9 protein-coding genes are annotated in these 24251 nt (G+C 70.6%); 3 read left to right on the top strand and 6 right to left on the bottom strand.

Going from position 1 to position 24251, the window contains the following annotated elements; translation table 11 throughout:
* Positions 1 to 68 precede the first annotated feature (68 nt).
* From ACIA8K_RS04060 to ACIA8K_RS04035, 6 genes are all read right to left on the bottom strand, one after another.
* Entirely contained in the window at positions 69 to 488 is a 420-nt protein-coding gene (locus tag ACIA8K_RS04060; protein ID WP_396054738.1) for a VOC family protein, read from the bottom strand.
* A gap of 55 nt (positions 489 to 543) precedes the next feature.
* Positions 544 to 3270, bottom strand: coding sequence for an FtsX-like permease family protein (locus ACIA8K_RS04055; protein WP_396054736.1), 2727 nt, complete (start codon positions 3268 to 3270; stop codon positions 544 to 546).
* The gene (locus tag ACIA8K_RS04050; RefSeq protein ID WP_396054734.1) at positions 3267 to 3986 is read right to left on the bottom strand and encodes an ABC transporter ATP-binding protein; all 720 of its coding nucleotides are present in this window, start codon (positions 3984 to 3986) and stop codon (positions 3267 to 3269) included. Before ACIA8K_RS04050 ends, ACIA8K_RS04055 begins: the two co-directional genes overlap by 4 nt.
* On the bottom strand, positions 3983 to 4627 hold the full coding sequence (locus ACIA8K_RS04045) for a PadR family transcriptional regulator (RefSeq protein WP_396054733.1): 645 nt from the start codon (positions 4625 to 4627) through the stop codon (positions 3983 to 3985). Before ACIA8K_RS04045 ends, ACIA8K_RS04050 begins: the two co-directional genes overlap by 4 nt.
* A gap of 2181 nt (positions 4628 to 6808) precedes the next feature.
* A complete protein-coding gene (locus tag ACIA8K_RS04040) occupies positions 6809 to 7525 on the bottom strand; it encodes an aspartate/glutamate racemase family protein (RefSeq protein ID WP_396054731.1) in 717 nt (238 codons plus the stop codon).
* A gap of 2 nt (positions 7526 to 7527) precedes the next feature.
* A complete protein-coding gene (locus ACIA8K_RS04035; protein WP_396054730.1) occupies positions 7528 to 9039 on the bottom strand; it encodes an NCS1 family nucleobase:cation symporter-1 in 1512 nt (503 codons plus the stop codon).
* A gap of 542 nt (positions 9040 to 9581) precedes the next feature.
* On the opposite strand from ACIA8K_RS04035, the gene ACIA8K_RS04030 reads away from it, so the two are divergent.
* The 3 genes from ACIA8K_RS04030 (at position 9582) to ACIA8K_RS04020 (ending at position 24214) form a co-directional block, all read left to right on the top strand.
* Positions 9582 to 11132 (top strand): diguanylate cyclase, encoded by a 1551-nt coding sequence (locus ACIA8K_RS04030; protein WP_396054728.1) that lies wholly within the window; start codon positions 9582 to 9584, stop codon positions 11130 to 11132.
* 292 nt (positions 11133 to 11424) lie between these two features.
* Positions 11425 to 22131, top strand: coding sequence for a hypothetical protein (locus ACIA8K_RS04025; RefSeq protein ID WP_396054726.1), 10707 nt, complete (start codon positions 11425 to 11427; stop codon positions 22129 to 22131).
* Between the two features lie 13 nt (positions 22132 to 22144).
* Positions 22145 to 24214, top strand: coding sequence for a hypothetical protein (locus ACIA8K_RS04020; protein ID WP_396054724.1), 2070 nt, complete (start codon positions 22145 to 22147; stop codon positions 24212 to 24214).
* Positions 24215 to 24251: the final 37 nt, after the last annotated feature.

Raw genomic sequence — 24251 nt, 5'->3', positions numbered from 1 at the left:
CTCCGGAGCCGTCGCCGTGCTGGCTTCTCCAAGACGTGCGGGCGATCGCGGGGTTCGGCGGATATGGCTCAGCTCACGAAGATGCAGAACGGATGCCCGGACGGGTCCGCATAGACCCGCAAGGGCTCGTCGGGGTCGTCGAGGCGCTCCAGCAGCAGCGTGGCGCCGAGGCCGAGCACGCGTGGATGCTGAGCGTCCAGCTCGGCGACGCTGTCCACGGTGAGGTCCAGGTGCAGCTGCTGCGGGACGTCGTGGCCGGCCGGCCAGGTGGGGCGGGTCAGCTCGGGCACGTGCTGGAACGCGATCCTCGGCGGGCCGCCGGGCTCGCACAGCACAAGCCAGTCGCGCCCGAGCGGGTCGTCGGCGCCGGGTGGGGGCGGCGCGTCGCCCGGACGGTACTCCAGCGCGAGCAGCTCGCGGTAGAACTCGGCGAGCCCGCGCGGATCGGTGGTGTCCAGCACCACCTGGCGCATTCTCGGAACGGTCATGCGGTCCATCTTCGCCCATCGCGCCGCCGCCCGGGGTGGGCGGCGGCGCGATCGGTCACGTAGGCCGGCGGCGTTCGATCGGCAGCCGCGACCGGGTCAGCAGACCCGCACCGAGCATCGCCACCAACGGCACAATCAAGATCAACATCAAACTCAGCCACGGTACGGCGAGCGGGTACGGCGTCGGGATCGGCCACCGGTCCATCCGGCTCTCGTTCGTGGCGGCCAGCGCCGCGAACGCCGACCCGATGCCGGCCGCGATGCCGAGCAGTGATCCGAGCCCGGCGATCACCCCGGACTGGCTCAGCGACAGCCGCCGCCGCACGCCCGGAGCCGCACCGATCACGGCAAGCGTGGACAGGTCGGCCCGCCCGTCCGCCGCGGCCAGACCGGTGGCGATGGCGGCCGCGCCAAGCGTGATCAGCGCGGACGCGGCCGCCAGGATGTAGAGGAACACGTCCGTGTTGTTCACCGGCCCTCTCTCCACGAACGGGTCGCCGAGCCCGGCCTCGGCCAGGTCCGCGGTGAGCCGGTCGATCGTGGTGATCTCCGGCTCGCCGCTTGTCAGCGCGACCAGGCCTGTTGCGGCGACGTCCATGCCCGCCTGCTTCGCGACAGCGGGGGACACGACGCCGAGCGTGGCATGCCGGCCGGTCCGCAGCAGGTAGCCGGGCACGGTCATCGGACTCTCCGTCACCTCGCCGGTGACCTGGCCGTCCGGGGCCGGTGGTGGTGCGGTGACGGCGTCGAGCAGGACGGTGCCGTTGTCGATCAGGAACGGATCGGTGACGACCGCGCCGCCCCGGTCAAGCACGGCCACGGCCTGAGCCAGGTCGTCGCCGGACGCGCCGGTCAGTGCGACAAGCGTGTCCCGGTTCCCGACCACGGACACGAACGGTGTGAACGCGTACCCCTCCGTGATGTGCTCCCGTGCGCATCGGGGGTCCGCGGCGAGCGCGTCGATCTCGGCCCGGGAGGTCGGCGGATCGTCAGTGCCCGGGCAGGTCTGGGCGGCCGCGCGCTTCGGGTAGATGCCGCACTGCCCCGACCCCGGGTAGTCCGGGCAGACCGTCTCGGAGATCTCGACAAGCGCGGTGCCCGGGAACGCGGCGGCGAGCGCGGCTCGAGCCCGGCTCGGCGTATCCGACCGGTAGGAGTTCCGGCCGAGTTCGTAGTCGACGCTCACGTACCCGTCGGGAAGTGTGGGGGTGTAGCTCTGGGTCTGCTGGGTGGTGAGGCTGGACAGGTAGACGCCGATCGCGACGCTGCCGGCCACCGCGGCCATCACGGCGGAGATGGCAGGTGCGGAGGAGGCCCGGTTGCGGGCGGTGTCGCGCAGCGCGATCCGCGGCGTCAGCGGCAGCACGCCGCCGGCCCGGGCGATCAGTCCGACGAGCGACGGCGTGCACAGCACCAGGCCGATCTGCGCGATCACCAGGCCGATCACGATCATGTCCGGCCCGATCAGGATGGTGCCCGCGGTGGCGATGCCGGCACCGGCCGCGGTGAGCACCAGGCCGAGGATCAGCCAGCGGCGCTTGGAGCGGACCACGCCGCGACGCCCGGTCAGCGCGGCCACCACGTTCAGCCGGGCCGCGGTGAACGCGGGCACGGCCGCGGCAAGCAGCCCGGTCAGCACGGCCAGCACCACGATGCCGGCCAGCATCGGCGGGTTGAACCGGTAGCCGCCCGCCCGGTAGCCGACCAGCAGCTCCTCGGCCAGCGGGCGGCCGATCAGGATCAGCGGCACGGCCAGCACGAGCCCGAGGGTGGCGCCGATCAGGCCGAGCACCAGACCGTCCGCGAGCACGATGCGGCGCAGCTGGGCGCGGGTGCCGCCGTTCGCGGCGATCAGCGCGAGCGAGCGCTGCCGACGCCGGGCGCCGACCGCGAACGCCGGGCCGGCCAGCAGCACGATCTCCAGCATGGCGAGCCCGAGCACCAACGGCATCAGAGTCAGCCGGCCGCCATCGGGCTGCGGGTCGTCGCTGGTGATCGGCGTTTCGGACGGGTCCGGCGGGTCGAGGCCCACGGCCCGGGACGTCACCACCATGCCGGACGCGTTGATCTCCTGTACCTGCGCCCAGCTGACCGGCGCGGGCGTGTCGGCCAGCCACTCCCAGGCCGTGCCGGCCGGGGCGGCCTCCGGCTGGCGGGGCAGCGTGCCGGGCGCGAAGACAAGCACCTCGCCCAGCTCGGCCGGGAACTCGACGGTGCCGACCGACGTCCACGACGTGCTGCCGTCCCGGGACCGGATGGTGTCGCCAAGCCGTTCGCGGGCGGCCTCGGTCATGACCACCTCGCCGGCGGCGGGGGTACGGCCGTCGAGCAGCTCCGCGATGCCGCGGTAGATCGGGTCGGTCAGGTCCATCTCGGTCGTCGGGATCCGGGCCAGGCCACCGGCCGCGGTCCGGAACTCCAGGCCACCGGAGAACACCGGGACCACCCGGCTGCCCGGCGGCAGCACGGCCAGCACCTCGGCCTCGGTCAGCGGCCCCACGTCCGCGATCTGCTCGTGCTCCGGCGCGACCGTGCGCCATCTGGAGCCGTCCGCGTGCTGCATGATCGGCTCGTCCGCGCCCCGCCGGACGGACGCGTCGGCCGCGCCCAGCTCCCGGTCGAGCGTCTCGGCCGGGGTGAGGGTGAACATGTCGTACGAGGCGGCCGCGTAGCCGAGCGCGCACACCGGCAGCGCGATCATCGCGATCACCAGCGCGGAGCGGCCCTTCGCGCGGCGGATCTCGCGGCGGGAGATGCGCAGCGCGGTCAGCCAGGACCTCATGAGGTGCGCTCCAGCAGATCGTCCGCGGAGTCGAGCGGGCCCGACGAGTCGATGATGACGCCGTCGCGCAGGAAGATCACCCGGTCGGCCCAGCCCGCGTGCCGGGCCTCATGCGTGACGAGCAGGCCGGCCGCGCCCGCGTCGACCCGCTCGCGCAGCACCCGCAGCACCGCCTCGCCGGTCTGCGAGTCGAGCGCGCCGGTCGGCTCGTCCGCAAGCACCAGCCGCCGGTCGCCGACCAGGGCGCGGGCAATCGCGACGCGCTGCTGCTGGCCGCCGGACATCTCGTCCGGGAACCTGGCTGCCAGCTCGGTCAGGCCGACCTCACCGAGCGCGGTGAGCGCGGCGCTGCGGGCGGCGCGGAGGCCCTTGCCGTCCAGCTCCAGCGGCAGCGCCACGTTCTCCGCGGCGGTGAGGCTGGGAAGCAGGTTGAAGTCCTGGAAGACGTAGCCGATGGTGCGGCGGCGTACCGCGGAGAGGTGGCGGTTGCTCAGCGTGCCAAGCGACGCGCCCTCGACCAGCACCTCACCGGTGTCGGGACGGTCCAGGCCGCCGGCCAGGTTGAGCAGCGTGGACTTGCCGGAGCCGGACGGCCCCATGATCGCGACGAGCTCACCGGCCCGGACGGTAAGCGTGACGCCGCGCAGCGCCTGCACCGCGTTCGGGCCGTCGCCGTGGGTGCGGTGGACGTCGCGGAGCTCAAGTATGCCGGTCATCTGCCCGCCCCTTCGCGGTGGTCGGTGTCCCGCGTCGCCGCTACCGGTGTCGCGGCGGGCTGCTTGACGGCTGGCGGCTTGACGGCTGGCGGCTTCGCGGCTGGCGGCGTCGCGGCGGGCGGCTTGCGGCGCAGGATCGTCGCCTCGCAGTGGTCCAGCCAGCGGATCTCCGCCTCGCACTGGAAGATCATCGCGTCCAGGACCAGCAGCCACGACAGATCGCCCGCGTCCTGCCGGTCCTGGCGCGACTTCAACCGGGTGTACTCCTGCAGCGCCCTGATCCCGGCGGTCCGCTGGCTCTGCACGACCGCTGTCACGTCCACGCCCGGCGTGGTCATCGCGAGCGCGAGCTTGATGGCAAGCTCGTCGCGGGGCCGGTCGGTGCGCTCGATAGGTGTGGCGAACCATCGGGCCAGTTCCCGGCGGCCGTTCTCGGTGATGTCATACGGCCGCTGCCCCCCGTCATTCTCCGGGAGCGGAAGCACGAACTCGTCGCGTTCGAGCCGCGACAGCGTGGTGTAGACCTGCCCGATGTTAAGCGACCAGGTGCCGCCGACGCTCTCCTCGAACGCGGCACGCAGCTGATAGCCGTACATCGGACCGCGCTCCAGGAGCGCGAGCAGGCCATGGCGAATGGACATACCTACGGAGTATGCATACCGAGTATGTGTCGCGCAAGAAAGCCTGGTCAGCGCCGGTGAGCGGGTGCGGCACATGGATCCGCCGTCGGCGCCGGTCAGCCGGGCGGTTGCCGGAGAGGGGGGCGGTTCCGCTCGAACGCGGCACCGCCGGCGATGTCAAGGCCACAGATTACGGTCGCGGGGGTACGGCCCGCCGGCACCTTGCAGGATGGTGGCGTCGATGAGCCACGTATTGTCGGCTGCCAATGTCTGGATTTGTGCGTGAGCGATGCGGCAAGTCGTGTGAATCAGTCGCCCGCGGCACCTGCTCCGCCGCGAGTGGTAAGCGGAGTCCTTAGGCGGACGGCGAGGTTTGTCTGCGGGAGCGACTCTCTTGCCTATTCGCGTTCGGCGGTAGGGGCCCGCAGCCCGACGATCGAAGGGCTGGCATCGAGGCCAGAAATCGGCGGGTCGTTCCGGCTGGTCGGCGGCCTCGCGGCTGGCGGGGGCGGCGCGGCCATTGTCTACGCGGCGGTTGGTCAGGGCGGCTGCGGTCTGGGTGGTCGCAAGGGCCGGCGCCGAGGCGGTGGGTGTGGCGGGAGGCTGGTTGGTTTCGGCTTGGGTGGTTGCAAGGCTCGCACCGAAGCCGGGAGCTTGCCGAAGGTCAGTCGATCTTGGCTCTCGTGTGTCGCCGCGCCAGGGCCGCGGCAGCTCGGGCGCTCCGCGTCGAGATTGGTTCGCTATTCGGGATCCCGCGTCCATCTGACGGGATGCAAGATCCTTGCGGCTCTGGTGGCCCCTATCGCGCGCCGATAGGGGCCGCCACCAGAGCCGCAAGGATCTTGAAGTGGGCCTTACTGATCTTTCGGCGTCAGGGTGACCGCGCTGGGCGCCGTCTATATAACGAAATGTCGGGTGCGCAGCACTCGAATCTGGACACCCGCTGCGGGCCTCCATGAGGCACGTCGTGAGTGACCCGTGTTCTGACGTATCGGGTGCGGTGTGGCTCCGCGCTGGTGTCCGGCCCTGTCGCCTGCCGAAGTGCCGCGCCCGCCCCGCGCACCTGCGTCCCGGTGCAGGTCCTTGCTGCCCGCCCGGGCCGCACCCGCCTCGACCCGCGGCCGCTGAGACGCCGGCCGGCCTGCACCCGCCCTCCGCAACCGCAACGACCAGCGGAATCCAATCACTGCGCCCCAGCTTTTTCGATTGTGGTTCCCCGGACGGCCGGACGCGAATGAGTAATAGAGCCGGGAGCGACTCTATTGCCAGCCTCGGGGTGGGGCGGCTTGGCTACCGCTTTATCAGAAACAGCCTTCACCGGAAATGCGGAGATGATCCTTTTTCGCTGGTACGCCGCCGCTGCCATCGATAACCAACGGTCGATAGATTAACGGTCAGGTGAGGCGTGTACACGTCATTCGCCGCGAATAGCGTGCTCACGCCTCACCTGACGCCTTCGACCCTCGCCATTTTCCGCATTTCACCCATATCCCCGCCGCGCTGCTCAGCTCAGTCGCGCTGCTCGGCCTTTGATCTTGTGTCGTGTGCGCAGTACACAAAGGTGACCGCCTGGCTGCCCCGTCTGCCATCGACCCGCCCTTCGGGGAGCAGATCATCGGCAGGGCCGCCACCAACGAACCGCACCAAGACCACCCGGCGCGACCCGAGGCACGCGCCCCCACGAGACCGCAGCCCGGCGCACCCAGCGCGACCAGCAGACTCGCGAGAACCGATCAAGCCGCCGCCAACACCACCCAGGCTGGCAGCCCTGCCGATGATCTGCTCGGCTCTGCCCGGGTCGATGGCAGACGGGGCAGCCAGGCCGCACGAAACCCAGCCACAGACAAAGCTCTTGCAGCGAAGCTGACCTGCGCTTGCGGTTGCCCCGGAGCCGGAGCGCTCCCCCGGAGGGCCGCCGGAGGCAAAGAACCGCCGCCAACACCACCCAGCCCAAGCCGCCAGACCGCGAAATACCGGCAGTCTCGACCTATGCCTCCGCGAGGAGAGCGCGACCGGCGGACCTAACACTCAGGCCACACGAAACCCGACTACCGACAAGGCTCTACCACCGAAAGCTGACATGGACTTGCGGTCGCCCCGGAGCCGGAGGGCCGCCGAAGGCGAAAGCACCGCACCCAACCCGCCTCACGCCACCAACCGAAAAGAAGCATGCGGCCACGTACCCCCGCGGTGGTAGGAATGTCATCGGGCGAAGCCCGCTAATGGTCCTCTATAGGTTTTCGGCGGCGGGAATGCGTATTCGTCGCGGGTGGACGTGCTCAGGCCGAGGCGGACGAGTGTTTCGGCGAGGCCCACGGCGGCGGCGACCCCGTCGATGACCGGTACCCCGAGTTCGGCGGTGGCGGCGGCGCAGAGGTCGGCCATGCCGGCGCAGCCGAGCACGATCGCGTCGGAGCCGTCGTGGTCGAGGGCGTGCCGGGCGAGCGCGACCACACTCTTCAACGATGACGGGGACAGGTCGAGGACCGGGATGTCGGTGGCGTGCACGCCGAGGCAGGCCCGGGGTGGGCAGTAGCGGGCGGCGAGGTCCCAGGCGCGGCCGCGGGTCCGGGAGAGTGTCGTGATCACGCTGAATCCGCGACCGAGCATCATGGCCAGGTGCATGGCGGCTTCTGCGATGCCGATCACCGGGCCGGGGGCGATCTCGCGGGCGGCGTCCAGGCCGGGGTCGCCGAAGCAGGCGATGACGTAGGCGTCGGCGGGCTCGGTGGACGTGATCGTGTGCAGCAGGCCGGGTACGGACAGCGCCTCGTCGTAGTGGCTCTCGATCGAGGCCGGGCCCATGACCGGCGTGATCGCCTCGATGAGCGTGCCCGGGCCGGCGGCGGCCCGGGCACTGCTCTCGATCGTGGCGGTCATCGCGTCCGTGGTGTTGGGGTTGATGACCTTGATCAGCATGGTCAGGCCTTCACCGTCGGCCGGTTTGACGAGGCGACGTCGAAGACCGAGGCCAGCAGCAGGTACGAGAGGAAGCCGAGCCCCATCCCGATGAACCAGGAGTACTGGGCAACCTCGGTCATGGTGAGCAGCACCGGGATCACCGCGACGACCGCGCCCACAGCGGTGGCGATGATCGCCGCCGGGTTGTAGCCGCCTGTGTAGTGGTAGCGGCCCTCCGGTGAGAGCGTGAACATGTCGTCCACGTCGACCTGCTGGCGGCGGATCAGGTAGTAGTCGGCGATCAGCACGCCGAACAGCGGGCCGATGAACGCGCCCAGCACCTCGAGGGTGTAGTGGATGACGTCCGGGTTGTTGTAGAGGTTCCACGGCGTGATCAGCACCGAGCCGACCGCGGCGATCATGCCGCCGGCCCGCCAGGAGATGCGCTGCGGGCTGACGTTGGAGAAGTCGAACGCGGGGGAGATGAAGTTCGCGACGATGTTGATGCCGATGGTGGCGATGGTGAAGGTGAGCGCGCCGAGCACGATCGCGAACGTGTTGTCGATCCGGGCCACTGTCGCGACCGGGTCGGTGATCAGCTCACCGAAGACCGGGATGGTCAGCGACGCCGTGACCACGGTGAGGATCGAGAAGACCAGGAAGTTGACGGGCAGGCCGAGCAGGTTGCCGGTCTTGACCGCGCGGAACGACTTTCCGTACCGGGAGAAGTCGCCGAAGTTGAGCATCGGGCCGGAGAAGTAGGAGACGACGAGCGCGATCGCGCCGAGCATGATCGGCAGCGCGTCCCAGCCGTGGTATTTCACGTCGCCGAGCGTCAGGTTGATCGCGCCCCAGCCGGCCTCGGAGATCAGGTAGCCGGTGAGCGCGAACATGACGACGTAGACGGCCGGGCCGCAGAAGTCGATGAACCGCCGGATCGTCTCCATGCCGGTCCAGAACACCGCGGCCTGCAGCACCCAGAGCAGCGCGTAGGAGCACCAGCCGAGCAGTGGCAGGCCCAGGAAGCCGTACTGGTTCACGTCCGCGTAGGGGGCCAGGCTCGGCCACAGCTTGAGGACGACCACGTCGAGCGCGGCGCTGGCCAGGTAGGTCTGGATGCCGTACCAGGCGACCGCGATCAGGCCGCGGATGATCGCCGGCACGTTCGCGCCGAGCACGCCGAAGACCGAACGGCAGATGACGGGGTACGGCACGCCGGTGACCTGCGACGGTTTGGCCACCAGGTTGCAGAAGAAGTAAACGATCGTGATGCCGGCCAGCAGCGATACCAGCACCTGCCAGCTGGACAGCCCGAGCGCGAACAGGCTGCCTGCGGTGACGTACCCGCCGACGCTGTGCACATCGGACATCCAGAACGCGAAGATGTTGTACGAGCCCCACTTCTGCTCCCGCAGCGGGGCCAGGTCCTCGTTCGTCAGGGCCGGGTCGTAGCCGGGCTTCACAAGGCCGCTGCCGACCGGCAGGCCGGCCGCCTCGACGAGATCCTGCGGTGGGTGCAACGTATCGGCCATGGGTGCGCTCCTCAGGTCATATGCCTGGTCATCGGGTCCTCGCGGCCCGTGGAGCACACGCTATGAACGTTTGGTTTCGCAGTGATGAGCGGGAATATATATCTTTCCCCGGACCGCCCGCGGGCGGACAGGTCACGCGGCAGCGACGGGCGGGAGCGGGCTCGGCCCGTCGATCGTCCGCGGAGGCGCACGGCGGATCGGTGTCCGTCGACAGCCCGCCCGGTCAGGGCGCTACCTTCACTGTGCGTATATCCCCTGCGGTGACGCGCTAGAGTTTTCTGTCGTTAGCGGCCATTTTGCGGTCAATCGGGGCAGGGAGGCACACGGGTCTATCGGAGAGATCACGGGGAGATCTTGCGTACAATCCGCGTCTGCGGATCGATCGCCCGTTTCGTGAGGTCGGACCGCCGGATTTCAGCCGAAACGTACCAGCTCGGGGTTTTTGGATCCTGGGCTGGGACCTCTTACCTTCGCGGTTTTTCCGCCGACCGTAGGGGGCGACCGGAAGTAGAGCTTCACCAAGGGATCGGGAGGACACGCTGGTGACCAGTGACCGCCTGCCGGTGCCCGTGTCGCCCTACGGTCCATACCCCGATCTCGCGCTGCGCGTGCACGACCTGACCATCCGCGGCCACCACACCGAGGGCCTCGCCGCCGCGGACCAGGGCGAGGGCGTGCTGCTGCTCCTCGGCGACCAGCGCACCTGGCGCGTCGCCCGGCTCGGCCGGATGTACGCGCTCGCCGCGCTCGGCCGGCACGACGAGGCAGTGACGATCGGCGAGGCGCTGATCGCGGACACCTACTACGGTGGCCCGCGGGCCACCGATGCCAAGATCATGGCGGACACCGCGCGGGCGCACCTGAGCGTCTCCCGGGTGGACGAGGGCCTGCACTACATCGCCCGCGCGATGTCGGTCCTCGACACCACACCGACCGGTGGCCCCCGCTACTTCTCCGCGATGGCGTCGCTCTGCGAGGCCGCGAAGTACGCCGAGCTGTTCGAGCTCGCGGACAGCATCATGCGCCGGGCGCTTGCGGCCTACGAGGCACCTGAGCTGTGGCGTACCTCCGCCGAGCTGCAACATGCCGAGCTGCTGCTGGAGTGGGCGGTCCGCCTGGAGCAGGTCGACCGTGGCGAGGAGGCCGCGGTCGCGGTCGGCCGCAGCCTCGCGCTGGTCCGTGCATGGACGGACCTGGATGTCGACTCGCCGCTGGCGTTCGCGCTGCTCGCGCTGGGTGCGGCCAAGCAGGGGCGGCACGACGAGGCGATGGGCCCGGTCCACCGCTTCCTGGTCAGCATGCGCGACACCGGGCAGAACCACGAGGCGCGCCTGCTTCACCTCGCACACGGCATCGTGCTGCGCGACCGTGGCGACCTTCGGGGTGCCCGCCGTGAGTTCCAGGCCGGCCTCGAGCTGGCAGTGCTCGCCTCTCAGCGGCTGCTCTACCGGTACGAGCTGGCCCGCCTCGCGCTGTCCGAGTCGCCGGGCGAGGCCACCCAGACCGTGTTCGCGGCGCTTCGCGGTCACGTCGAGTCGCTGTGGCGGCTGCGGATGGACCGGCGCACCATGCTCCGGCAGGCCCACCGCCGGGTCGAGCTGGAGGCGGCCCGCGCGCGTTCGGACCACGCGGCCAGCTCGGACGCGCTCACCGGCCTCGGCAACCGCCGGATGTTCGACAGGCGGATGGAGTCGCTGCAGGACGTCGGCTCGCTGCTGCTCATCGACGTGGACGAGTTCAAGGGCATCAACGACCGCTACTCGCACGGCGTGGGCGACCGCGTGCTCGGCGAGATCGCGGCCGTGCTCCGGGCGCACTGCCGGCACGACGAGGTGGCGATCCGGTTCGGCGGCGACGAGTTCGCCATGTTCCTGGCGGTCGGCGAGCGCGAGGCCCGGGTGGTCGCGGAACGGATCCGCCAGGTGATCCTCAACCGTGACTGGCATCAGATCGCGCCCGGCATGCGCGTCACGCTGAGCATGGGCCTGGCGCAGTGCGTGGCCGGGGAGACCGCCCGGGAGCTGTACGACCGTGCGGACGCCCGGCTCTATCTGGCCAAGCGCGGCGGCCGCAATCAGCTCGCTGCTGCCTGACCCGGCGTACCGCCCGCTGCGGTGGATTTGGCGGCTTGTCGCGGTGCCATCCGGCGAGATGTGATGCGATCAGCGGTGAGCTTTACGAAACCTCACCGCAATCTACCTGCTGTTTCGCGTCAGGGGGTGCAGGTCAGCCATCCGGCCGGTCGGCCCGTGTTCAGCGCAACACGTCGGAAATGTTTCAAGAGTGAACCTTTAACAGACGCAGGGTGAACTGCCCCTGACTCCACGTCGTAATCCGGCTCGCACGGGCGCACGCCCGCTGGTACGCCGACGAGGGGATATGGACATGGCCAACCCGCTGGCGAGCCTCTGTCCGGACGGTCGGCTCATCCCGACGGGGAACGGCGTGCTGTTCCACCCGTACTCGATGGAGGTCCCGGTCGACCAGCTGGCCCTGGTCCGGGCCATGCAGGCGCCGCGGGAAAAGGGCCCGGTGTTCTTCCTGACCCACGAGGCGCTGGCCGACCCGAGTGCGCTCGGCACCACCGAACGTGTGGTGAGCGACCTGCTGACCGGCCAGCAGGCGCGCATCGCCACGGCCGCGGGCAAGGGAACGGAAGGCACCGCGATCGGCACCTGGCTCACGGCCGCCGACGCGGTGGGCGTGCCGATCAGCGTGCCGTACCAGTCCTGGATGGATCTGTCGCCGCGGGTGATCCGGGTGGACGCCACCGGCCGCCCCACGGCGAGCGGCGAGTTCGTCCGGGTGCTGCCGAAGGGCCTGACCCTGATGCGGGCCGCGCTCGGCACCGCGGCCGGGTTGGCCACTGACACCGGGCGTACCCCCTGGCAGCGGTTGCAGGAGCTGGTGGCGAGCATCGCCGTGCAGCGGGAGAGCCTTCAGGTGCCCCGCGCCGGCACGCTCGCCGGTGCGAAACGCTGGCAGGCCGGGTTCCAGTTGGCGGCCGGCATCGCGCTCGGTCTCCCGGGCGTGATCGCGCGGGACCCGCTTACCGTGCCGGAGCTGCTCCGGCTCTGGGGCGACCCGGCGCCGGCCGCCACCGTCGACCCGGAGTCGCTTGTCGCACGGCTTCTCGCCCGGCCGGGCCAGGTGGCGCTCGTGCACCGGCGCGCCTCGGCCGCGACCGGGCCGGAGTCGGTGCTCTGGCTGGTGGCGCACGACGGCGGGCTGCGGTGGGTCGACCTGTCCGCCGCGGACGGCGCCGCCATCCGCGAGTTCGACCCGTCGAACCCGCTGGACGCGGCCGCGCTTGCCGCGACCGGCACGTCGGTGCACCTGCTCGACCCGGCTTCCGTCGCCCGGCCGAAGCCTGTGGACCAGCCGGACATGTCGGACTGGCAGCCGGTGGGTTCGCCGACCGCGACTGACCTGCTGCGTGAGCAGTTCCCGCAGCTCGCCGGCCTGAACCAGGATCGCACCCCGGACTTCGACATGGACTGGCTCACCAACTGCGTGATCGCGTCGGTCGCCGCGGTCACCCAGATGTTGAACCCGGGCACGCAGCACCGGTCGATGCCGATGCCGCTCACCGACGTCGACCTGCTGGCGTCCGTCGTGGACAACGGCGAGACGCGGGACACCGACCGGATGGAGACGATCGCACGGTCACTCCCGGTGGTCGGCGCGACAGGTTTCGTCATCGTCGGTGCGGAGCCGGGCCGGCCCAGTCACATCCTCGTGGCGCGGAGGGTGGCGCCGGCGTTGGCGGGTGTGCCTGATGTGTTCGACGGCATCGCGTTCTACGACGCGCAGATGCACGCGCAGGCCAAGGCCCCGGTCGACCCGGTACGCCTGCGCTTCGTCGGGATCACCGGCACCGGCGTGGACACCGCGCAGATGGACAAGGCGCCGACGCGGACCCCCGCGGCGGTACGGCGTGGCCTGTTCTTCGACGGCCAGTCCGTCAGGGACGTCGCCGGGGTCACGCATTCGGCGCCGACAGGTGACCGCGCCGACCGGTTCGCCAGGCTCGCGGCCGATGCGACGGATCTGCTGACCCGGCCCGCGGTGACCGCGCTCCCGGCCGGGACCGCGCCGCTCGCCGGTAGCTCCACCACCTCGGACCTGACGAGCCTGCTCCGGTCCTTCACCGTGGAGAACGGCAAGAAGGACGTGCTGGAGCGGGCCGCGCGGGACGCCGGCACGGCGTTGAACACTGCCTGGGCCGCGGTCGACGCCGCCGACGTGACGGTCACCGATGCCCAGGCTGCTGTGCGCACCATCGCCCGGGAGCTTGCGGACGCCGACATTGAGGAGCTACGTCAACAAGGCCTGCTTCAACTGGCTCAGCTTGATGCTTCCCCGGAGGGCGTGGCGAAGCAGGCCGAGGTGGCCGGGGAGCTGCGAGAGGCCAGGCAGGAAAAGGCGGACGTGATCGTGCGCCAGACGGCGGCGGGCACCGCGCTGACGGCGGCCCAGAACGTCCATGCGGCCGCGATCACCCAGGCCGTGCAGGCAGACAGCGCCTTCCGGAAGGCGACCGCCGACCTGGCCGACAGCCGGGACGCGCTTGCGGACCTGCGGGTGCTGATCGACGGCGCGCAGGAGTGGCCGGCCGTCGCCAGCGGGACGACTACCGCACGGGCGGTCTCGGCCGGGACCGAGGGGCGCCAGATCCTGTCCGAGATCGCCGCGCACCGCACCGCTGCCACGAACCGGGCTCTGGGCCGACGGGCCCAGGTCACCGCGGTGCAGGCACTGGCTACCGCCGCCGCGCAGGCCGGTGCCGCCGTCAGTGCGGCGGAGGCGACTGTCGCCACCCGGCAGCGCGCGCACGCCGACGCGGTCGGCCGAGTGCAGACGGCGATGCCTGACTTCTTTGACAAGGTGTCGCAGTCGATGTCGGCCGATAAGGCGAGGGACGACGCGAAGACCGCGCTGGGACGGGCGAAGGCCGCGTTGGATGCCGCGGACGCCGCGGACAAGCTGGCGGGCGAGCAACTCGTCACGGCCAAGGCGGCGCTTGCCGACGCCCTCCAGGCACACCGGGCCCGGCCGGAAACTGTCTCGGCGCCGAGCAACGCCGGCGTCACCGCGCTGGAGAAGAGGATTCAGGCGTATGCCGCCGACAGGCCTCGGCTCCAGCTGGCGGTGACGTCCGCGGAGCGGGCATTGGCGACGGCGATGGAAGCCGCCACCAATGCGAAAAACGTCGCGAGAGCTGCGGATGTGGCCGGACAGGCCCTCGAGGCGGCGGCCGAGACCGCGGAGGAGGCCGTGAAGGAGGCCGAGACCGCGCTCGCCGCGGCCCTGACCGCGCTGCGGACCCACCAGCCGACAGGCGTGCTGGAGCAGAGGCTGCACGCGACCGGCCGGTCGCTGTCGGACGCGCGTGCGCAGGAGCACGTCGCACAGCGGCAGTTCGGCGACGCCAGGTCGCAGCAGACCGCGCTGGAGACGGCGATCAGGAACCTGCCCGACCTGACCCACTTCGGCAACCGGAGGGGGGACGGCGGCAAGAGCGCGCACAGCTACCTCGCGGTCGGCTCCGAGGTGTCAATGTCCGCCGCGGACGCCGTCAAGGTGCGGAACATGCTGTACGACCGGCTGCCGTCCGATCTGACCTGGGTGCAGCGCGACCGGATCAAGGATGAGCTGGCGCGGATCGCCACGACGATGAAGCTCGTCGGGATCCTGCCCTCCGCGGTCGGCCTGTCGGGCAGCGTCCACGTCGTCGGCACCGGCAAGCACGCGAAACGCCTGTACCTGACGGCCGAGATGATCCGCCATGACGAGCCCGACGTGCTGCCGGACTATCCGACGCCGGCGATGAACCAGAGCGAGAACCGCAAGTACCACGCCTCGTCGAACACCTCCGGCCAGCAGACGGCGAACCTCCGCGACATGCGGTTCTCCACCCAGCCGTTCATCCCGCTGGACTGGGGACCGTTCCGGGTCCTCAACTTCGCCGGCACGGCCCGGGTCACCCACAACAAGTACACCCGGACCACGAACACCGAGCTCGGCGCCGGGCAGGGCACCGTCGAGCGGCTGCGCGGACCCGGACACGGCCACTCGTACACGGTGCGGTGGTCGGCCCGGTACGAGTCGGCAAGCACGCCGGTGCCGGATCCCACCGCCACGCCGACGGCGGCCGTCCCGCCGGCGGACGCAGAACGGGACGCCGGCGGGAACCAGCCGGTCAGCACACGGGTGACAGTGAACTTCCCGGAGCACATGGCGGCCCCGCAGCCACCGGCCAGCCAGACGTGGCCGACCGACGCGCGGCTCGACGAGCTGCCGATGTCGCTCGACACGTTCCACGACCCGGCCGGGATCGGCCTGCGGATCCTCGGCGTCCTGCCCAGACTCGCCGGCATCCCCGGGCTGGTGCTTGATGCGGAATCGCAGCGCGAGGTGATGGAGTTCAGCGGGTTCGGCAACACGCACAGCGCCCTGCCGCCCCTGCGCCGCAAGGACGGCCTGCGCTCCAACACGCTCAAGGACGCCGACGGCACCGTGATCGGTACCCTGCGCCTCCGCGCGAAGCCGAAGGGGGGCGGAACTGGCGAGATCGTCACGCAGAGCACATTCAACGCGCTCGAGTTCTACCACCAGATCCGGCTCCAGGAGCGCGGCACGGCGCGGGTGCGCAACGCGGCGGAACTCGGGGTGAACCTCGGTCTCACCGGCATCATGAGCCCGATCGAGGAGACCACTGTCGCGGGTACGTACGGGTCGGTGAGCGGCTCGCTGACCGGCGCTGTCGGCCACGGCGTCGGCAGCGGCACGAACACCAGCGCGAACTCGGAGATGGGCCGTGGCCTGCGGTCCGGCAAGGACGCGGACGCGACCTGGAAGGGCGGCATCGCGCGGGCCATGGTCGCCGACATGGACACCGACTTCCATGTCGACCTGATCCGGCCCGACGGCACCGTCAGGACCGACTCGTGGACCGGTGAGGCCGACAAGCAGCAGGGCGCGCGGGCGCGCTGGCTGCCGTACACGCTGAAGGACGCCGACAAGAACCTCCACATGACCGCCGGCCTGCTCGACGGCGACGCACCCGGCCTGGTCATCTACGAGAACCTGACGCTCGGCACGCCGACCTGGACCAGGCCCGCGGCCACGGACACGACAACGGCCACGACCACGGGCGGGTCGCGGACCATGCCCGGTGCGTTCGATCCGAACGAGGACATCGCCCCGCTGCCCCGCGACCTGGAGACCGGGGAGTCCGGACCCGCTCCCAGGACAGGCGAGGACGCGGGGACCGTCGCGGCCCGCCCGGCACCTGAGGACATGGACACCTGGGTCGAGCGGAAGCTGCGTACCGGCGGGTTCCTGACGTCCAAGGGCGCCGGTGACACCAAGCAGGGCCTCAACCAGCGCCGGCTGCTGGACACCGCCTCCGACTTCTACCGCGAGGCGATGGCGGACGAGCTGCGCGGCGACGGCATCTGGGTGCCGTACGAGCGCGAGGCCAAGACCGGCATCGAGCGGGTGTGGGTCCGCTACTTCGCCCGGCCTGTGGACGGTGCGGCGCCGACGTACCACGGCAGCACCGACGAGCTGCGGCTGAACACGTCTGTGGACTCGTTCTTCCGGAACGACATGGTCCGGTCACACTTCACCACCAAGCGTGGCGGCGCCAACGTGACCGGCAACATCCCGCTGAAGGCGAGTGCGATCCCGGACATCCCGAAGGGGCTGAAGCCGGAACAGGTGGCCGACTTCATCAAGGAGCACGCGCCCACCCACTCGTTCAACACCGTGCCGATCACCGTGATGCCGATCGGGCAGGCGGCGGAGAACTCGGTGGTCTCGACGAACGGGCAGGTGGTGTCCCGTTCGGTGATCCTGTCCAGCAGCTCCGGCCAGCCGGTGCACAAGTGGACGATGGATCAGCGACTTGACGCGGAGATCTACGACGAGGGCGCGATGAAGGCGCGGACGTCGTACTCGAACGACGTCGGCGCGGTGCAGCCGGCCACGATGGACGTGTGGGCGTCCGACATGCGGGTGACCGCCACGGCGCAGACACGCGCGGCCATCGGGACCCCGCGGGACGCCACCCCGCAGGACCGTGAGCGGCTGATGTACGGCCCGGCCCTGCCCAACCTGTCCGGCGTCGTCGGTGTGCGGGGCAGCACCCAGCTCAAGGCGGCGTTCCGCGGCTGGACCAACAAGATCTTCAAGAGCATCTTCCAGAAGGACTTCTTCAAGGACACGCGCCTCGAGAATCTCCGGGCTGACTCACTGCTCGGGAAGAACCCGGCCAGCGACGCGACGGTCTCCGCGCAGGCCAGGCGGGTCTTCCTCAGCCAGGCACGCATGATCGCGACCATCGACGCGGTGATGCGCAGCTCGGAGTCCACCGAGCAGCCGTTCGAGGACGGCGCGTTGTCGGTTCCCGAGGGCCGGCACGAGCTGCAGGGTTACGTGGCCTCGCCGCCGCGACTGATCCCGCCCAGGCCGGGCGCGCAGACCAAGACCTACGTCGAGGACGGCAGCCAGGCATTCGGCATCACCGAGATCGGCGAACAGCACGCCACCGACCGCACCCATAACTTCGGCGCGGGCCTGACGATGCCGTACGGCAACATCGGCGGACAGTTCGGGTTCGGCCGCGGGCACCGGGAGCAGGAGTCGGACACGCTCACCGGCATCGACTACCGGATCAACAACTATGAACTGCCTGTGCACACGATCGCGGTGCCGGTCACGTTCGTCGGCACGTCCGTGTTCGCCGCGCGGAACATCATGAGCGGCGTACAGGCTGCGTTCACCTCCGCGTCGAAGACCGAGGCGTTCGCGCTCGACGTGCCGGACGCGATCGAGTCGATGGCAAGCGTCAACGACCTGGCGACGATCTGGCAGAGCCTGGAGATGACCTGGCCGCACGACACGACCCGGCCGATCGACACCGGCAGGCTGGACGGCAACGGCAACGCGGTGGGGCCGGAGTTCATCACCGGGTTGCCGGACGCGCTGCTCAACGACGTGATGAACGCGAAGCGGATCCTCTTCCACGCGCCGGACGCGGCACCGCCGGCAGGTGAGGACATCTACTATCCGCCGCGTCGCATCTCCGGGCGTCAGGGCCTCGGCGACGCGTCGATCCTCGACGTACACCTGGACTGGTTGACGCCCTCGGCCACCCCGGCGCCTACTACGGGCACCCCGGCCACCGCCACCGCTACGGGCACGGGGACCGCCGCGGCCGCGCCGGCGCCGATCCGGACCCGCACCCGGGGGTTGTTCGACGACGCGATCGCCGCGGTGAACCGGAAAATGCCGGGCGTGATGGACCCGGGCTCCACTGTGTACAAGGCCGGTCTGTACAGCGACGTCGGCAAGCTCGCGTCATCGCTCGGTCTCCGGACAGCGGTGCGCCGGTACTTCAGCGCCGGGAACACCAACCAGCCGGTACGGCTCGGCCGGGTCTCCCAGGTCGTCGCGGGCCCGGTAGGCCAGTGGGTGATCGAGGTGGAGACGATCGCCCGGCCCGCGGAACGGTACCGCTCCGGAACGGGCGACCCGACCGAGCTCTACGGGACCACGTCGGAGGGCGCCGACCTGGAGATGCACGGCATGTCCGGCCGCGCCAAGCAGTACGGCCGGGACAAGGGCAAGTCCAACTGGGCCTTCAAGGGCGCCGGTGTGCTCCATGACCGGCCCAGCCAGACCGACAGGCTCCGGCTGGCGGGTGCGGCAGTCGAAATCGACATCCTCCGGCAGCACAACCAGGGTGACCAGTTCAAGGAGCAGCAGACCCACAGGTTCATCACCAAGTCGTCGGGCAACATGGCCCGCGCACACATGCCGATTGAGATCGGCGTGCGAGTGAGCATGACACCCTACAGCGAGTGGGTGCCCACGCGGCTCACCTCGACGCTGTCCTCCACCGTGAGCGACTCGTACACGGCCGGAAGCCGTTGGCTGGGCTTCGCCGACCCACCGCCACAGGACGTGACGTGGCACAAGGGGCACGTGGCGCTTGAGTTCATGAAGAAGGACGCCAGTCGTGACCCGCTGACCAGGGACGCGCCCCCCGGGCAGAACCGGCCGGTGACGATCTTCCAGGCGGACGCCGCCGCTCCGGGCCAGGTCACCCGCCTGCCCGATGCCGACCAGCTGGCGCGGGAGACGACCCGGCAACGGCACTTCACCAACGCGGAGGTCCGGTCCTGGGAGCCGTTCGGCGGGCTGAAGGAGCGGTTCCGGGTCAGCCGGTTCGGTGCGGCGCACCTGATGGCCGACGCGGTGAGCCTGGTGCTGCCGAGCGCCCACCCCGCTGAGGTGCAGGACTTCGTGGACAACGAGGTCGGCGGCGGCAACACGTACGAGCTGATGAGTGACGGCGGCGTCGACCACACGCTGCTGAACTACACCGCCGGCCTGGCGCACGACCTCGACCTCGAGATCAAGCCGGTCAGGGCGAGCGCGTGGCGCAAGCCGGTGGACACGTACGTGGACAGCGCCGGGACCGAGCATCAGTTCACCCCGGGTGAGATCGCGTCGGCCAAGGCTCTCGGGTCGGCGGTCTTCGAGTACTTCCCGATCGTCGGCACCAGCACCACCGTGACGGCGAGCACGGGTCAGATCTACGGCCTCTCGGTCGCACCTGTGCTGTCGTGGAACCTGGGCGAGCCGACCCAGAAGATCGACGAAGAGTCGATGGTCCGCAGGCAGGTCGCGGCCCCGCCGAGTAACCCGAGCGGCGGCGGCTACTACAACATCCGCCCGGAGTACGGCGCCGCGCCCGGCAACCAGCAGTTCATGAACACCACCCTGCCCGGCATCAGGTTGCAGGGCGGGCAGAAGGTCAGCTCCGCCTCCGGGGTGGCCCACGTCGACAGGCGCGGTCAGCGGCTGGCCGCCGACGCCGGCGCCGGCACCGATCAGGCGACCCTGCCGTACGTGCTGCGTGAGCGGGACGTGCTCTTCGAGGTCACCGGGAAGACCCCGCGTGCCTTCTCCGAGCTGGCCGACACGCTGGCCCTGGCCGGCCGGTGGGTGGGCGAGTCCACAAGCGAAGGGCTCATCTCCAAGCTCTCGCCGTCCGCGAACCTCGCGACGAGGGCCGGCGAGAAGATCAACGAGAAGTTCACCGCGGCGGCCAAGCTCCTCGGTGGCAGCAGTGACAACAAGGTCGTCCGGACCAGGTACGTGGCGACGACCGTCCAGGTGCGGATCCCGCTTGCGGAGTTGCAGCCCGGCCGGGACATCCAGGCCGGTGAGCACCTGGGCAGCGACCGTACCAACGCCAATGACAACACCGTCGCCGGTACGCTCGCGGCGCACAACGGCTGGACGATGCTGATCGGTGAGGCCCGGACCATCTCCGGGGGACCGCTCGTCGGCGGCCGGACCACGGATTTGATCGTGCGGGAGCTGGACGCCATCCGCCCGCCGGCGGGCACCGGCGTCCCGGCCGTCCCGGCCGGCCCGGCCAACGTGACGCTGATCGGTGGCGACCACGGGGAGGCCGGTCTGCGGCTGTCCAAGGAGACCGGCGGCTGGGTGCTCGCGCAGACGACGCAGCCGAGCCGGGCCCTCAGCTTCACCGATCCGATCGAGGCTCAGCAGCACCGGTACCAGCGCGCGGTGTCCGCACCGTCGGGCTGGGTGCTCTACCACAACGGCACCTACCAGGACGGGTTCCGGGCACCGTCCCTCGCCAACGCGGTGGCGCATGCGGAGGGCGTCAAGGCCGGCCCGCCCGCGACTGCCGACGTGGCCGGATCCCATCCCGAAGCGTGGAAGCTCTTCGGCCAGTCGCGGCCGGTGGACCTGATCGGCGGCCGGAAGCCGTCGCCGGACGCGCTCACCGACACGCTCACGGACTGGCTCGCGGAGAAGCAGCCGCCCGTCACCACGCCTGTCGCGCGCCCGGCGGCACCGGCCCCGGACCCGCTTACGCTGCCGGGTCGCGACCGTGAGATCCGCATGCTCGGCGACTTCTCGACCCCGGCGGCGGTGAAGGCGCTGGCCCAGATCACCGCGGGGGTACGGGGTTCCGCGGGCGGCCCGGTGGTGGCGATCGACCTCGGCGGCACGACTGAGGCCGGGCTGAAGGTGGTCCGCCAGCTCGACGAGATGCTCCGGCACGATGCCTGGCTTGGCGAGTCGCCGATCCTGGCCGCGACAATGGGCACGAACGGGGTGCTCGACGCGTTCGCCGAGGTCCGGCTGGCCCGGAACGTGGTGACAGTGCTGCAGGGCATGGCCAAGTTCGACCAGGTGTGGCAGGTCTACGAGCCGGGCGGTGCGAACCCGTGGCGGCTCTACGAGGCGCCGGACGCGAACCTGTTCCGCCGGGCCGGGGAGCTCACGCCCGTCGTCGGGCACACGCTCGCGCGCCCGCTGGCCGAATGGCTCCGGCACACGGACTGGGCGGCGGCGGAGGCGTACCAGCGGGCGAACGACCTGCCGCTGCGTACCCCCGAGGTTCTTAGTGAACTGCGTGACGTCGTCGCCGGCGAGACCGGTGATCTGCGCCTGCAGGGCTTCCTGACCGCACTGTCGGTGGCGGACCGGGCGGGCGGATTTCCCGCGGAGGCGGCGCCCCGGCTGGTGCCGGCGGCGACCTCGTTCCTTGACGCGGAGCCGGCGTACGACCCGGCCAGGGGCCCGATGCCGGCCACGTTCGTCTACGACTACCTGCGCTCCTCCGGTGGTACGCGGCGCCAGCGGTTCGCACTCGACGGCGTGCTCTTCCAGTTGATGGTGGCCGGCCAGCTCACCCATGCGGAGACGGCCGCACTTGTCCGGGCCACCGCCGCGGACAAGCTCGACCGGGCGAACGCGAAGGTCTTCGAGATGGTCATGGACCTGACCGAAGTCTCCGCCGAGCGGCTGCTGACGGACTCCGACGCGGTGCTCAACGAGTTCCTGGCGCGCGCGGGGCGGGTGGCGAGCACGCTTACCGGCGTCCTGCCGGAGGACTGCCTCGATCCGATCGACCGGACCGCCTGGGTGGCGCGGCTTGACTTCCTGCGCGACAGGTGGCGGGACCACGGCGACCAGCTCGGCCGGCTGCGCGCCCAGATTCTCGACTCGATCACCTACACGCTGTCGAACTGCTGAACCGGGGGCAATCATGGACCTGTCGCTGGCCGCGAACCATCTCAGCTCGATCTGCATCGACCACGTGCTCCCCACCCACACCGGCGCGTTCGTGCACACCGAGCCGATCTCCACGCGCAACGGCGACCCGCGCGTCAGGCAGCTGGCCTCGCTGCCGGGCCGGGACGGGCACGTCTACCTGTCGTTCGGCTCGGAGATCGACGTCGCGATGACGATGCCTGCGGAATCGCCGGGCGCGGGCCGGGGCAAGGCCGTGCTGTACCAGTTCCTGCGCCAGACACCGCCGGAGGTCACGGACCGGGCCGTGCTGCGCCCGCTGTCCCCGGCCGGAATGACGCTTGGCGAGATCGCGGCGCGGGCCGACGCGGCCGGGCTGCCTGTCGAGATCCGCAGGTCGGACCTGGCGGAGCCGAGACCCGGTGAGACGCCTGTCGCCGCGGCCCGCCTGCTCGGCTTCACCGCGACGATGGAGCTGACCACGATCGCGGACGCTGACGTGCTGTGGGTCGCGCCGCTGCGGCACTGGGCGCCGGGGGCGTACACGGGCGCGGATCCGGAGGTGCTCGACACGGTGCTGTCCGTGCCGTACCCCGTCGCGCGGATGGTCTTCGACGGCGACAACGGCGTGCAGCTCGGCCTTCCGCCCGCGCTCGTGCAGCACCTGTACGGCGCCCCGCTGGCCGCGCTTGGGCGTCAGCTCGGCGCGGCAGATCTGCCGGACACGCCGGCGCAGCGGATCGGCGGGTACGGCGACCTGCTGGCCGCGCTGGCGCAGCCGGGCTCCCGCGGGTTCGTCCAGGTGGAGACGGCCGCCGGGATCAGTTCAGTGTTCCTGGCCATGCACGGCGAAAGCGGCCTGGCGTTCCTGGACCCGGCCACCGGCAGTGCGGCGAGCTTCCCACCCGTGCCGGTCCGGATCGGGCTGCACCAGGTCGAGGGCGCGGGAGACCTGGCCGGCTGGCTGTCGGAGATCGGCGGCCGGCAGGTGGCTCCGGTGGCACCTGTGGCAACGCGCACGATCAACCGCTCGTCCCGCATGCACGCGGTCCCGATCGGTGACGGCACCCGCGCGTTGGACGTGATCGGCGGCCCGGGCGCGCTGAAGGGCCCGCTGCTTGCCGAGATCACCACGGCGGCCGCGGAGGTGGAGGCGCCGGTGGTGCTGATCGCCACCGACCGGCCGGGCGCCGCACCGACCCAGCGGCAGCTCTACGATCTGGAGTGGACCCTCCTCCAGCACCAGCGCAACGTGCAGGCAGGCGGCGCCGCACCGATCGTGGTGATCCGCGGTGACTCGCCGCAGGTCATCTCGCACCTGCTTGACAGGTACGACTTCGCGGTGGTCCAGCAGCCGAGCGGCGCGCAGGGCCGGCCCGGCGGCGGGCTCCGGCTGAACCTGGAGAACCCGTGGGTGGGCCGAAGCGCGGACGGCGCCCAGCTCTCCGCACCGGTCCGGGCGATCACCGGCGACTTCCTCAGGTCGGTGGCGGGCAACCGGCCCGCGCAGGCCAAGCAGGTGTCCGTCGACGAGACGGTGGCGGACTTCCTGTCCACGCCGCTCGAGGACGTGCCCGCGGTCAAGTCGATGCTTGCCGAGCACGGCTCGTCGTTGAAGGCGCTGGCGTCGCAGATCGGCACGCTCGGCGTGCAGAAGGACATGTTCGCGGCGTGGGAGGCCATTCTCCGCATCGACGGGCGGCGCGACACCGAGCTCGCCGGGGCCGCGTTCGGCTACCTCGGCGCCGGGGCGGAACCGGAGCGGAAGCAGAAGGCGCTCTCGTTCGTACCCTCGCTGATCGGAAAGGCTCCTGAGGCGCGTGGCGAGGGCTTCGCCGACCTGATCGACCTGACCAAGGGGCCGCTCGACGACGGTGCCAGCCGGGCGCTGTTGAGCGCGATCCAGCTCGGCATCGAGGGCGGGTCGATGGAGCAGATCAAGCATGAGATCTACCAGCACTCCAGGTATCTTCCGGAGACCGGCCGTACCGACTGGATCCGTGAACTGCGCGGTCTGATGCAGCGCAGGCCCGAACACAGCACACTGTTCGAGCAGGTGGCGGTGTTCGTGGAGACGTGTCCGTAAACATTTGAAACAGGTGCGGACTTAATCATTTAACAAC

The organism is Catenuloplanes sp. NPDC051500 (assembly GCF_044454585.1).
Classification (GTDB): Bacteria; Actinomycetota; Actinomycetes; order Mycobacteriales; family Micromonosporaceae; genus Catenuloplanes.
This window is presented reverse-complemented; position numbering and strand designations above follow the sequence as displayed.